Annotated in this window: 11 protein-coding genes and 8 tRNA genes; 2 read left to right on the forward strand and 17 right to left on the reverse strand. The window is 37.3% G+C overall.

All coding sequences use genetic code 11. The annotated features are described in order from the left end of the window. Positions 1-11: 11 nt before the first annotated feature. The 8 genes from secE to EG339_RS02440 form a co-directional block, all read right to left on the reverse strand. Positions 12-218, reverse strand: coding sequence for a preprotein translocase subunit SecE (gene secE, locus EG339_RS02405; protein WP_002976410.1), 207 nt, complete (start codon positions 216-218; stop codon positions 12-14). Positions 219-230: 12 nt separating this feature from the next. After that, positions 231-301 (reverse strand) — tRNA-Trp (locus EG339_RS02410). 56 nt (positions 302-357) lie between these two features. Beyond that, positions 358-1,563, reverse strand: coding sequence for an elongation factor Tu (gene tuf, locus EG339_RS02415; protein ID WP_123868707.1), 1,206 nt, complete (start codon positions 1,561-1,563; stop codon positions 358-360). 266 nt (positions 1,564-1,829) lie between these two features. Further along, positions 1,830-4,928 (reverse strand): efflux RND transporter permease subunit, encoded by a 3,099-nt coding sequence (locus tag EG339_RS02420; protein WP_123868708.1) that lies wholly within the window; start codon positions 4,926-4,928, stop codon positions 1,830-1,832. Positions 4,929-4,990: 62 nt separating this feature from the next. Further along, a complete protein-coding gene (locus EG339_RS02425) occupies positions 4,991-6,076 on the reverse strand; it encodes an efflux RND transporter periplasmic adaptor subunit (protein WP_123868709.1) in 1,086 nt (361 codons plus the stop codon). Between the two features lie 3 nt (positions 6,077-6,079). Beyond that, positions 6,080-7,321, reverse strand: coding sequence for a TolC family protein (locus tag EG339_RS02430; protein ID WP_123868710.1), 1,242 nt, complete (start codon positions 7,319-7,321; stop codon positions 6,080-6,082). Between the two features lie 220 nt (positions 7,322-7,541). Next, positions 7,542-8,906 (reverse strand): sensor histidine kinase, encoded by a 1,365-nt coding sequence (locus EG339_RS02435; RefSeq protein ID WP_123868711.1) that lies wholly within the window; start codon positions 8,904-8,906, stop codon positions 7,542-7,544. Then, a complete protein-coding gene (locus tag EG339_RS02440; RefSeq protein WP_066697964.1) occupies positions 8,907-9,587 on the reverse strand; it encodes a response regulator transcription factor in 681 nt (226 codons plus the stop codon). A gap of 355 nt (positions 9,588-9,942) precedes the next feature. On the opposite strand from EG339_RS02440, the gene EG339_RS02445 reads away from it, so the two are divergent. Together EG339_RS02445 and EG339_RS02450 are read left to right on the forward strand one after the other, a co-directional pair. Next, positions 9,943-10,296, forward strand: a complete 354-nt coding sequence (locus EG339_RS02445; RefSeq protein ID WP_123868712.1) for an ISAon1 family transposase N-terminal region protein — start codon at positions 9,943-9,945, stop codon at positions 10,294-10,296. 37 nt (positions 10,297-10,333) lie between these two features. Then, positions 10,334-11,254: an ISAon1 family transposase gene (locus EG339_RS02450; RefSeq protein ID WP_228459748.1), complete on the forward strand. Its 921-nt coding sequence runs from the start codon at positions 10,334-10,336 to the stop codon at positions 11,252-11,254. Positions 11,255-11,313: 59 nt separating this feature from the next. On the opposite strand, the gene EG339_RS02455 is transcribed toward EG339_RS02450, so the two are convergent. The 9 genes from EG339_RS02455 to EG339_RS02495 form a co-directional block, all read right to left on the reverse strand. Next, positions 11,314-11,385 (reverse strand) — tRNA-Thr (locus EG339_RS02455). 41 nt (positions 11,386-11,426) lie between these two features. Further along, positions 11,427-11,499, reverse strand: a tRNA-Gly gene (locus tag EG339_RS02460). 86 nt (positions 11,500-11,585) lie between these two features. Next, positions 11,586-11,666 (reverse strand) — tRNA-Tyr (locus tag EG339_RS02465). Between the two features lie 20 nt (positions 11,667-11,686). Next, a tRNA-Thr gene (locus EG339_RS02470) sits at positions 11,687-11,760 on the reverse strand. Between the two features lie 88 nt (positions 11,761-11,848). Further along, positions 11,849-11,921, reverse strand: a tRNA-Gly gene (locus EG339_RS02475). Positions 11,922-12,008: 87 nt separating this feature from the next. Next, positions 12,009-12,089 (reverse strand) — tRNA-Tyr (locus tag EG339_RS02480). 19 nt (positions 12,090-12,108) lie between these two features. Then, positions 12,109-12,182: transfer RNA gene (locus EG339_RS02485), tRNA-Thr, on the reverse strand. A gap of 109 nt (positions 12,183-12,291) precedes the next feature. After that, complete coding sequence (locus EG339_RS02490; RefSeq protein WP_066697961.1) at positions 12,292-12,582, reverse strand: HPF/RaiA family ribosome-associated protein; 291 nt, start codon at positions 12,580-12,582, stop codon at positions 12,292-12,294. Then, on the reverse strand, positions 12,579-13,466 hold the full coding sequence (locus tag EG339_RS02495; RefSeq protein ID WP_123872601.1) for a tyrosine-type recombinase/integrase: 888 nt from the start codon (positions 13,464-13,466) through the stop codon (positions 12,579-12,581). Before EG339_RS02495 ends, EG339_RS02490 begins: the two co-directional genes overlap by 4 nt. Positions 13,467-13,535 lie beyond the last annotated feature (69 nt).

Here is a 13,535-nt window from a genome sequence, read left to right on the forward strand (position 1 = left end):
AATACTTTTAATTAATTGAACAAGTTGATTAGCATTCCAATGATGTTGCTGATTGCTTTGGAAAACAATTCATCAACTCCAAAAGTAAATAATGCCAGAATCACTGTCGCAATAGTCACTACGATTGTAGACGACTGAAGGTCAGCCCATTTTGGCCATTCAACTTTATGTCTGAATTCGTTATAAGAACCTTTTAAAAAATCGACAAATGAACTCATAATTTATATTTGCACGGGCACAAGGATTCGAACCCTGATCAACGGTTTTGGAGACCGGTATCCTACCATTGGACGATGCCCGTAGATTAAAAAGCTCCGTAAAGAAGTTCCTTACGGAAGCTTTTTATATTTTAAGATATTAATCTAAGATTTCAGTAACCTGACCAGATCCAACTGTTCTACCTCCTTCTCTGATCGCGAATCTAAGACCCTCGTTAAGAGCGATTGGTTGTAACAATTCTACAGTGATCTCTAAGTTATCACCAGGCATTACCATTTCTACACCTTCTGGTAAGAAGATCTCACCTGTAACGTCAGTAGTTCTTACGTAGAACTGAGGACGGTATTTGTTGTGGAATGGAGTGTGACGTCCACCTTCTTCTTTAGAAAGGATATAAACAGATGCTTTGAATTTTTTGTGTGGCTTCACAGAATCTTTCTTAGCGATAACCATACCTCTCTTGATGTCAGTTTTTTCAATACCTCTCAACAATAGACCTACGTTATCACCAGCTTCACCTCTGTCTAGGATTTTTCTGAACATCTCAACTCCTGTAATTGTAGAAGTTAATTTTTCTTCACCCATACCAACGATATCAACTGGATCACCAGTGTTGATAACACCAGACTCGATTCTACCTGTTGCTACAGTACCTCTACCTGTAATAGAGAATACGTCTTCGATTGGCATCAAGAATGGCTTTTCAGTATCTCTTACTGGCTCGTCAATCCACTCATCAACCGCATCCATTAAAGCTTCAACAGTTTTGAACCACTTATCTTCTGAGTTACCTTCAGTAGCTGCAGTAAGTGCTCCAAGAGCTGAACCTTGGATTACTGGAGAGTTATCTCCATCAAAGTCATAAGTAGCTAATAGATCTCTAAGTTCCATTTCAACAAGCTCTAACAATTCTGGATCATCCACCATGTCAACTTTGTTCATGAAAACAACGATCTTAGGTACGTTTACCTGACGGCAAAGTAGGATATGTTCTCTAGTTTGAGGCATTGGACCATCAGTTGCAGCACATACTACGATAGCTCCATCCATCTGAGCAGCACCAGTTACCATGTTCTTAACATAGTCGGCGTGACCTGGACAGTCAACGTGAGCATAGTGTCTTTTTTCAGTTTCGTACTCAATGTGAGCAGTATTGATAGTGATCCCTCTTTCTTTTTCTTCTGGAGCAGAGTCAATTGAAGAGAAGTCTTTTTTCTCAGCAAGACCTTTGCTAGCTAATACAGCAGAAATAGCAGCTGTAAGAGTAGTTTTACCATGGTCAACGTGACCAATAGTACCAATGTTCAAGTGTGGTTTGTTACGATTAAACGTTTCCTTTGCCATGATTTAAAATTATTTATTTATTGTTTTTCAAATTTTCGGTGTGCAAATATAATGAATTTTTAAATACCAAAAACTTTTTATTAAAAAAACTTTCAATATTCTCATCCGATGAAGGACAAACCTTATATTTCGATGCATTGAGACTGCAAATTTACACAATTTTCCGGATTGAAAAAATGTTTCTGGAACCTTTTACAGCTTCACTTACAGAAAAGCCTGAAATACAGAATATTTCAGGCTCAATTAATATATAAAATGAAAGATAATCAGGCTTGACTTAGCCTTTTAGTCCTGTTAAAAATCCAGAAAATGATTGGGAAAATAAGCAGTGTAAGTACGGTAGCAGTGATAAGCCCTCCAATAATTACAATAGCTAATGGCTTTTGGGATTCAGACCCGATCCCCGTAGACAATGCTGCCGGCATCAATCCAATAGACGCCATAAGGGCTGTCATAATTACAGGTCTGGTTCTTGATTTTACTCCGCTTAGTATGGCATTATCTATATCCATCCCGCTTTTAACATTCTGATGGAATTCCGTAATGAGGATAACTCCGTTCTGTATACAGATTCCCAGTAGGGCTATCATTCCTACTCCTGCAGAGATCCCGAAATTGATCCCGGTAACATGCAAGGCAATAATGCCACCAATGAGAGCAAACGGAACATTCGCCAATACAAGAAGAGAATCCTTCATATTTCCGAACAGGATGAACAGAAGGAAGAATATCATGAGAATGCTTACCGGAACTACCTGAGCCAATCTGTGTGACGCACGCTGCTGGTTTTCAAACTGACCTGTCCACCCTATAGAATATCCATCCGGAAGTTCAATAGTGGCTACTTTTTTCTGAGCATCGGCAATAGTACTTCCCAGGTCACGGTCACGAATCGAGAATTTTACTCCAATATATCTTTTAATATTATCTCTGTAAATAAAGGCAGCTCCATTATCTTTAACAATAGTACTGATCTCTTTTAAAGGAATTTTAGCTCCGTCCTGCGTGGGCACCATCAATGCAGCAATATCATTTTCATTTGTTCTGTACTCCTGCGAGTAACGGAGACGGATCGGGAATTTTCTTTCTCCGTCAAACATTTCCGAAGCGGTTTTCCCACCAAAAGCCATCTCCAATACTGCCTGAGCATCAGCCGGCATTACTCCGTAAGCTGCCATTTTATCCCTGTCTAAAACCACGCTGACTTCAGGCTGGCCGATATTTTTAATAATACCCGGATCTTTTACTCCTTCAACATCTTTAATTTTTAATAAAACCTCATGAGCTAACTTATCTAAGGTTTCTAAGTTATCCCCATAAATCTTGATTCCGTTTTCGGCTTTAAAGCCGGCTACAGCCTCTGCTACGTTATCAGAAATGGGCTGGGAATAATTGAAGGTGATTCCCTGGTAGCTTCTGAGTTTTTTATCTATTTCATTAATGAGTTCATCATAGGTGATCTTGCGTTTCCATTCTTCTCTTGGTTTAAGGTTTACGGCGAACTGTACAAATCCGAATCCATTCGGGTCCGTACCATCATTACTTCTTCCTGTCTGCGCCAGAACATCGGTTACTTCTGAGAAACTCATTATATCTTTTTTCAAAAGGTCAGCTGTTTTCAGGGACTCTTTTAATGAGGAACTCATCGGCATTTCTGCGGTGATCCAGAGTGAACCTTCATTCAGCTGTGGCAGGAATTCTGTTCCCAGGAACTTTCCTGAGAATAATGTCAGCGCCAAAAAAGAGATCGCAACGATCATGCTTGTCTTTTTATGTTTAAAAGTTACGTTGAAGCCTTTTAAGACAATTCTGTCCCAGAAATTAACAAACGGGTTATTTTTTTCTCTTACATTTTTATTTAAAAGAATATGGGAAAGAACAGGAACCAGGGTTAATGTAAATATCAACGCTCCCATTAATGCAAATCCTAAAGTAAAGGCTAAAGGAGAGAACATTTTTCCTTCCACTTTCTGGAATGAGAAAATTGGAATCAGAGAGGTAATGATAATCAGTTTAGAGAAGAAAATTGCTTTTCCAAGTCCCGTTCCGGTTTGTTTAATCCAACCTCCTTTTGCCAGTTTGTTGAATTTTTCCATTCCATATTTATGCGCCTTATGATCGAGCATTACAAAGAGTCCTTCTACCATGACGACGGCTCCGTCTATGATGATCCCGAAGTCTACTGCTCCCAGAGAAAGCAGGTTGGCACTCATTCCTGCCAGCTTTAAACACAAAAATGCAAATAATAAGGATAAAGGAATGATAATGGAAACAATTAAAGTTGTTCTCCAATCCGCCATAAAGATCAGAACGATAACGGTTACCAATACAATTCCTTCAATTAAATTGTGCATTACGGTGTGGGTGGTGAAATCCATCAGATTATCCCTGTCGTAGAAAGTCACCATTTTTACATCTTTCGGGAGAATTTTTTCGTTCAGTTCTTTAATCTTAGCTTTTACTCCTACCAAGACTTCTCTTGGGTTCTCTCCTTTTCTCATCACCACAATTCCTTCTACAGTATCATCATGGTGATTCAAAGCTGCCTGTCCTACTCTGGGCATTGAGCTCTCATGAACTTCTGCTACATTTTTTACCAAGACTGGATTTCCACTGTCATTCTGAATGGTAATATTTCCGATATCTGTAATAGATTTTACCAAACCGATTCCTCTTACCACATAAGCCTGGCCGTTCTTTTCAATAACGTCTCCCCCAACATTCAGGTTACTCTTGGTAACGGCATCATACACCTGAAGTGGTGTCAGATTATATTTATCCAGTGCTCTGGGATCAATACTTAATTCAAATACTTTGTCCTGTCCACCAAAAACATTGATATCCGCTACTCCTGGCACGCCTCTTAAAGCACGGTCTATTACCCAGTTTTGCAAGGTCAGCAGTTTACGGGAATCTTTGGTTTTGCTTTCCAGCGTATATCTGAAAATTTCCCCGGTTGGCCCGTAGGGTGGCTGCACTTCAGGATCTACCTCATCAGGAAGGCTAATGGTTCTTAACTGGTTATTGACCTGATTTCTGGCAAAAGTATCATCCACCCCATCATCAAACAGAATTTTAACAATGGAAAGTCCAAACATTGTGGTGCTTCTCACACTGGTTTTCTTCTGAACCGGGCTCATCGCCAATTCTATGGGGGTAGTAACAAAACGTTCTACTTCTTCTGCACTGCGCCCATTCCATTGGGTAATGATAACAATCTGGGTATTGGTAACATCCGGAAAAGCTTCAATGGGCATGTTTTTGAAACTTATGAACCCGGAAATCGCTAAAATAGCTACCCAGATAAAGGTAAATGCTTTATTTTTTAGCGAAAAAGCAATTATATTTTTTATGAATTTATTCATGACAGATACATTGATGACCTAAAAAAGCCGTTGAAAGAATTTATTTTAAATCACTCTCTTTTTCAACTGTTCAGAGAGCGGTATATTAAAAGTTGATTATTGGTAATCACCTCTTCACCCTCTTTAAGACCATCTGCAATATAAGTAACCTCTCCTACCTGCTTCTGTACTTTTACTTCTCTTACTTTTACATCTGTTCTGGATTTAAAAACTACCACAAAACTTTTGTTATCATCAAAAATTACCGCTTTAGAAGGAACAGTCAGCATTGTATTGCTTTCCAGGCTGGAAACTTTTATTGTTGCTTTACTCTCAGGGATCAAAAGCCCATTGGCATTATCCAGAACCACTCTTGCCTGCATGGCATTAGTTTGCGGATCAATGATTTTAAATATTTTATCAATTTTCCCATCAAAAACCTTGTCCGGGTAAGAAAGTGTAGATACCTGAGCTTTCATTCCCAGGCTGATCTTGTCTATATCCGATTCGTTAACATTCATAATTGCCCATACATTGGTAGTATTGGCAACATCAAAGATATTGTCACTACGGTCGCTTCTCAGCTGCATGTCTTTATTGATACTTTTCTGAACAATATAACCGTTAATAGGTGCTACTACACTGTATATATTTCCTGATTTAACGTTATAAACAGTACTCACAGCTGTGGCCCTCTGTAACTGGTCTTCGGCTTTCTGCAACTGGCTTTTTGCTTCCAGTACATCTCTTTCCGTATTCAGTTTTCCTTCATAAAGTTCTTTGGCGACCCTAAGGTTGTTTTTGGCTACGACGAGGTCTGTTTTGGCATCGCTTACATCCTTTTGAATTTCGGCGAGCTCTGTACTTCTGATAGTAGCTAATACCTGTCCTTTTCTTACATAATCTCCAAGCTCAACATTTACACTCATAACATTTCCTCCTACCAGTGGATAAACGTCTATATAGCTGTTTTTATCTGCAGAGATCTTTCCATAAAAACTATATTCATCTTCTATATTCTTTTTTTCAACCTTTGCCAGCGAAATAGAGTTCAGCATGGTATTGCTAAGCTCAAACCCTTTTTTGGTTGGATTGTCTTTTTCTTCCTCCTTTTTTGAGCAGGCCATTAATGATAAGATCATCAATAGCGGGATAATATAAGTTTTCATTGTTTAATAGAAGATTTTCGTTTGTACTAATTGATTAAGTTGTTCTGCCGCCTGCATGATCTCATTTTTCATATCGTAGATCTGAAGAGCTGTTGTCCGGTAGCTGTCCATAAAATCTGTAAATTCAATAAGATTGATATTTCCTTTTCTAAAGTTGGTCATCATCCCATTATAAACCAGATCCATATTCTGGAGATCTGTTGTTTTGATATCCGCTAACTGATCGTATTGTGCCTTCCAGGTTTTATAAGCCGCCTGTACTTTAGTTTCAAGGGTCAGTTTCTGAAAGTCTGCGTTTTTTTGATTCTGCTGAATGGCATAATTGGCTTTTTCCACATTTCCCTGGTTCACCCTCCATAGTGGTAAAGGAATTCCCAATGTCAGGTTGGCTTCGTTATTAAAAGTTCCTCCTGCCTGGTCCCATGCTGCACCCACATTAATATCCGGTACATTCAATGATTTCTGCCATTGGGCATAAAGCTTACTGTTATCAATTAATTTTAAGTTATACCGATAATCTGCATTATTCTCCAGGGCTTTACTTTTAAGCTCTTCTTCATCTCCAAAAGGCTGGCTGGCTAATGCTTCCTTAGCCTCAGATTCCGGCATTAATGGTTCTATATCTTCCGAAATTCCGGTAAGAACTTTTAAATTCTGTTCAAAACCAAGAATATTTTTATTGATCTCAAGTTTGTCATGGTTCAGCTGAATAACCAGACTTTGAAGCCTCACCGCATCTTTAAGTGAAACATTTCCTTTAGCAGACTGCACACGATAGGCGCTTAGCAGATCATTCATATACCCTAATTGCTTATCTGTATTTTCAAGCTTTAATTTTTCGTAGTAAAGATTAAAATAAGTGGTACGAAGCTGGGCTCTCAGATCCACCAAAAGCTGGGAAAACTGAAGCTGTGCCAATTCTTTGTTAGATTTTGCAAAAGCAATTTCATTTTTCTTTTTGCCACCCATATAGATCAATTGGGTAATGCCTGCTCCTTTTGAATGCCCTACATCAAAAAACTTTTTATCCTGAGGGTTATAAGCATTGAACTGCCCGCTCAGCTGAGGCAGTTCCCAGATTTTTGCCTGCAGAATATCAGCATCAGCCATATTGATGTTGTATTGTTCGGCGAGCAGCTGGAGATTGTTCTTCTGAAAAGCTTCCTCGCAATCCAAAAGAGACATTTTCTGTTGTGCTGCCATGAATGAGGAAATGGCAAAACACAGCACTGCAATTCTGTTCATTATTTTCTTTTTAAATTACAAAATTGCTGGGATGTGATTAAAAGAAACTTAAATGAGGCTTAAAAAATTATTAAAATCGCTTTAAAGAGGCGCTTTCACATAGGATTAAAGGGGCTTGAAAATTAAAATTTTTCTCCAATCATTGAATTTTAGCAAAGAATTTAATCCCGGGTTTAACAAAAACGGCAACAGCTTTTAAGATAATAAATAGTCCTTAAATTTATTTCTTGAAAATTACAGTGAATTTATTCATGTACTCATCAGGAGAAGTATACACAATTTCAGCATCATGATATTCCAGAATTCTTTTAACAATTCTAAGCCCTAAGCCAGAACCGGAAATATTCTGGGCATTATTTCCTCTTGTAAAAGCTTCAAATAGTTTAGCCTGCTCTTCTTCAGAAATAGTAGCACCATGGGAAATCACATCAACACTAAGGTTATCATTGGTCTCCGTAATTAGGACCTTTACTTCTGTATTATCAGAATAAACGGCTGCATTTTTGAATAGATTAATAAAGACAATCACCAATAATGATTGGATACCGCTAATGGTAAGAAAAGCATTTTCAGAAGTTTCCTCGGCAATAAGAAAATCCAGTTTAAGCTCAGGATAGCTTTTTTCCACCCCTTCAAAAGCTTCAAAAATCACTTCATCTATTCTCACTTCCTCATAAATGCTCTGAATATTTTCTTTATCAAATTTAGTAAGTAAGAGTAGTGAGTTGGTAAGGTCTGATAACTGGTATACATCACGTTGGATCTGCTGTAAAGAGGACAAGGTTTTTGGGGAATGTTCCTCAAATTTAATCAGGTTTTCCAATTGAAAAGCCATTCTGGTAATAGGAGTTCTGATTTCATGAGATGCACTGGCTGTAAAATCTTTTTGAGACTGAAAAACATCATTAAGCCGGACAATCATCGTATTGAAAGATTTTGCAAGAACATTTACTTCATCATCAGACTCCTGAACAGGAATCTGAGTTGTTAACTTATGCGCTGTAACTTCCGAGATTTCTTTATTCAGGTCTTCCAAAGGACGAAGAAATTTTTCCACAAAATAATAACTGAAAAATCCTATAAGAAGAGTACTCATAGCATACGCAGTAATCAAGAGATATTTCAGAAATCCCAACTTGGATTTTCCATTGGTATCAAAGGCACTGGTAAGAATATAATAATTTTCTCCATTAATATTTCTCAGGGCTGCATAGATTTCAGGAACCGTTTTTTCAGTGTAAATAATTTTCTTTTTATCCAGCTCCTTCAGCATTGCACTGTCCCAGGTAACATTACGATCTTTAATAGTGCTGTAGATTAATTCTTTCTTATCATTGAAGATTAAAATCTTCTCATTCAAAAGAATATTATCTGAATTTTCATTGAAAAAAATAGGTGCTTCTTCCTCAAAATCTTTAGACTTGGAAATAAAATGAGTGGTAAATTCTAATCGTTGCCTGAACCTTTCTTTAAACTCATCTCTTCTGAAATCATTGAAAGATAAATAAATTACTGCCATCACCATTCCAAAAAGCAATGAAAAGGCGATACTGATGGTTAAAGCTATCTTTCTTTTTAAAGACATTTACAATGGACTTAGATAGTATCCGAAACCTGAGCGGGTATGGATAAGTTTTATTTTAAAATCTTTATCGATCTTCTTTCTTAAAAAATTGATGTAAACCTCTACCGTATTGGTATTGGTATTAAAATTATGCTCCCATACATGCTCAGTGATCTGCTGTTTGGAAACAGTTCTGCCCTGCGCTTCTGCCAGATAAACCAATAATTGGAATTCTTTTAAAGTAAGGGTTATTTCATTTCCTCCACGATACACTTTTTGTTCCGTTTTGTTGATGATAAGATCATCTACTCTGATAATGTCCTGGTCTGAAGTATCTGAAGGCATCTTTCTTCTCAATAAAGAATTAATTCTTAACAGAAGTTCTTCAAACTGGAAAGGTTTTACCAGGTAATCATCAGCCAATCGGGTAAAAGCATCCTTTTTATCTGAGATATCCCCATAAGCGGAAATGATAATAATGGGAGTACTTTTATCAAAAGAACGAATGGTCTGGCAAACATCCAACCCGTTTATTTTGGGAACATTAATATCTAACAGATACAGATCGTAGGAATTATTTTTAATCTGGCGAAGAAAAGTTTCTCCATCATAGATTTTATCACAGGTGAAATTATTGGATTCCAAAAACCGGCAAAGCTCTGCAGAAAGAATGAGATCGTCTTCTAATAAAAGAATATTCATCAAAAATTATTTTACACGAATTTAGCGAAAATTTTTATGATGATTATAGGTCAATGATAAAAGTTAGAAAGAATAGGATACAATATGGTTTTTCAAACAGTAAAACTTAGGATCTGATTTATATTCTGAAAATTAAAAATATAAAATAATTAATTGATTTATTAAACAGTTGTATAACGATTTTCCGACTTCAGGTGCATTATTATTGGCCGCTAAATTTTATTATGAAAAAAATAAATTCCGGTTTTCAATAGGAACAATATAATTATGAGAATAGTATAGGAGGAAACTTAAGACAAAAAAAGGCTCAGTCTCAAAAGTTGGGGGGAATGTTAAGTAGTTTTATCTTTGCATCATGTTAAGCGATCACGACCTTCTTAAATTATTACTTCCGGAATTTTTAGTAGAGCACTTTGATATCCTCAAAGCAGAAACTCATGATGCAGAACTTCATATTTATTTCGAAGAAAGAAACAGTATTCCCCATGAATTTAAAGAAAGGAGATTTGAATCCAAGGGCTTTTTACCTGAAATCATTGTAGATGATTATCCATTACGGGGTAAAATCGTAAAGCTCCATGTGAAAAGAAGAAGATGGACAGATAAATCCTCCGGTGAGATCCTTCAGAGAGACTGGCAGCTTGTAGCGAAAGGCACACGGATGACAAAGGATTTGGCAGGCTTCTTAAAAAAAATTAGCCGACACTAAAGCTCTTCCCCTAAAAGTTATAGCAGAATTTTTCGGGATCAAAGGCAAGACCTTCCAGAGGCAATACAAGAATAATCTCAGCGAATATCATAGCTGGGAACAAAAACCGCACGCAGAGGACTGGATCATTTACCCTGAAAATGTCTCAGCCTCCTTATCTTTAGACGAAGTAGCATTATCTGATGGAGAACTTTATACCGTTCTTACCTCCAAAAAAGCAAAAGGGAGAAAAGGAAGTATTGTTGCTATGATAAAAGGTACCCAAAGTGATTTTGTCATCACACATCTTTTGAAGATCAGCAGAAAACTTCGGATGAAGGTAAACGAAATTACATTGGATATGGCGGGTTCCATGAAACGTATTGCCCAACGCTGCTTTCCTGATGCAGTACAGGTTATTGATCGTTTTCATGTTCAGAAGCTGTCCATAGAGGCCCTTCAGGAGATCAGGATCAGGCATCGCTGGGAGGCTATTGAAATGGAAAACAATCCTTTTAACAGTCACTCAGCTGAAACAGAAGTTTTTGCAAACGGAGATACCCGGAAACAGCTCCTGGCAAGAAGCAGGTATTTACTATATAAAAGCCGTGAGAAATGGACTCTGTCCCAGAAACAAAGAGCTTCGATCCTTTTTACCCAGTATCCTGATCTGGAACAGGCATATGAATTGACTGATGGACTTAGAAAAATTTATAACCAGAATATTTCGAAATCTGTAGCCATGACTAAACTGGCCCATTGGTTTAGAAATGTGGAAGAAGCAGAGTTTAAATCTTTTTCTACCTTAAGAAAAACAATAATGAATCATTATAGAAATATTCTCAACTATTTTGATCAAAGAAGCACCAATGCTGCTGCTGAATCTTTCAATGCGAAAATAAAAAACTTCAGAATGCAGCTCAGAGGAGTAAAAGACAGAACCTTTTTTATCTTCAGATTAGCTAAACTTTTTGCCTAGTCCCCAACTTTTGCGCTTGATCCTAAAAAAAATTCCCGAAAGAATTCGGGATATTCGTGAGCCAACTACGGGACTTGAACCCGTGACCTCTTCCTTACCAAGGAAGCACTCTACCGCTGAGCTAAGTCGGCATTAATTAAAAAAATCACACTGAATAGCGTGATTTTTATTGAGCGGAAGACGGGGGTCGAACCCGCGACATTCAGCTTGGAAGGCTGACGCTCTACCAACTGAGCTACTTCCGCAATTTTGTTTCCAAAATTATTGGTAAACGCTGTGCAAAACTAAGAATTAATTTTTAATTCTGCAAACTTTTTTCTAATATAAAATGTGGGGAGAGCAGGATTCGAACCTACGAAGCCGAAGCAACTGAGTTACAGTCAGTCCCATTTAGCCACTCTGGAATCTCCCCAGATATTTTATATTAAATTGAGCCTCCAGAGGGATTCGAACCCACGACCCCGAGATTACAAATCACGTGCTCTGGCCAACTGAGCTATGGAGGCATTTAATATATGGACTGAAAGCGATTGAGAAACTCTACTCTACACATTTCAGTGTTAAAAAAATCAACTCTAATATTGATTTCTGTTGAGCGGAAGACGGGGGTCGAACCCGCGACATTCAGCTTGGAAGGCTGACGCTCTACCAACTGAGCTACTTCCGCGATTTTGTTTACAAAACCATTGGTAAACGCTGTGCAAAACTAAGAATTATTTTTTAATCTTGCAAACTTTTTTTCAAAAAATATAAGTGGGGAGAGCAGGATTCGAACCTACGAAGCCGAAGCAACTGAGTTACAGTCAGTCCCATTTAGCCACTCTGGAATCTCCCCAAAAGTTTATATTTTTATGAGCCTCCAGAGGGATTCGAACCCACGACCCCGAGATTACAAATCACGTGCTCTGGCCAACTGAGCTATGGAGGCAAATATAAAAAAGAATTCAAAAGATCGCTGTTCCTTTTTTGCGAGTGCAAATATAGAACGGATTTTTTGAATTCTCAAATTTTTTATGAACTTTTTTTAACTTTTTTTCCTATGCCATTTCTTTTTTCTTGATTAATAGCTTTTTAGCAGTATCAACGCAAAGGTCCAGACTTTCCTCAAAACTTGTACTTGTCTTTTTTACTACAATATCATCTCCCGGAACCGCTAAAATAATCTCAGCTGTTTTGTTAGCTTTATCAGCATTATTTTCTACTTTAAGAAATACTTTACACTCCTGGATTTTATCATAGAATGTATCTAGCTTGCTTACTTTTTTGTCGATGTGTGATTCTAGTGGTTCGTGTGGAGTTAAACCAATTGATTGTACTGTGATCTTCATAATTCTTCTTTTTTTGATGCTCGAGGGTGAGCTTGATTAAACACTTTTTTCAATTGTTCAATATTGGCATTCGTATAGACTTGAGTACTGGCAAGACTGGAATGCCCTAATATTTTTTTTACTTTGGAGATCTCCGCCCCATTGTCCAAAACGTGAGTAGCAAAGCTATGACGAAGGATATGAGGACTTCTTTTTTCCTTTGTTGTTATAAGACTAAGGTACTTATTAACTACCACATAAACAAATTTTTCGTTGAGTTTTTTCCCTTTCTTATTGACAAAAAAATATGATTTATATTCTGTCTGTGGATTTCTTATTTGCAGATAACTTTTAAGAAGCCCGGACAGCTCTTCAGAAATAGGTACAACCCTTTCTTTATTCCCTTTTCCTATTACTTTCAATTCATTTCCTATTATATCAACATTCTCAAATATCAGGCCACAAAGTTCTGCTTTTCTCATACCGGTCTGGTAGAGCACTTCCATAATACATTTTTCCAGAATATCACACTCCTGGTCAAAGATCCGGTCATTAAGATCCGCCATTTCCTCTTTAGACATAGGAATCTGCTTTTCTGCATAAAATTTCAGGGAAGAAATTCCTTCAGCAGGAGAAACCGTAATTTCACCTATTTTTAAGAGGAAAAGATAAAAACTTCTGAGTGAAGATAATTTTCTATTGATGCTTCTTTTGGAAATATTGTTTTCACTTAAGTCAACAATAAAGTTTCTGATAATCTTTTTATCTGCTTTAGAAATATCCCCAGAAGATTCTGTCCGGAGATAGAAATGGGAAAAGTCATCAAGGTCTTTTTTGTAGCTTGTAATGGTATGAGGCGAGTACCTCTTTTCGAATTGTAAGTATTCTATAAATTTATCCAGCATCATTGGGGTATAAAAACAAAAATTCACTTCTCAAATATAAGAATTTAAGAAGTGAATTAGTATATGGTT

The sequence above is a fragment of the Chryseobacterium bernardetii genome, from assembly GCF_003815975.1.
GTDB lineage: Bacteria > Bacteroidota > Bacteroidia > Flavobacteriales > Weeksellaceae > Chryseobacterium > Chryseobacterium bernardetii.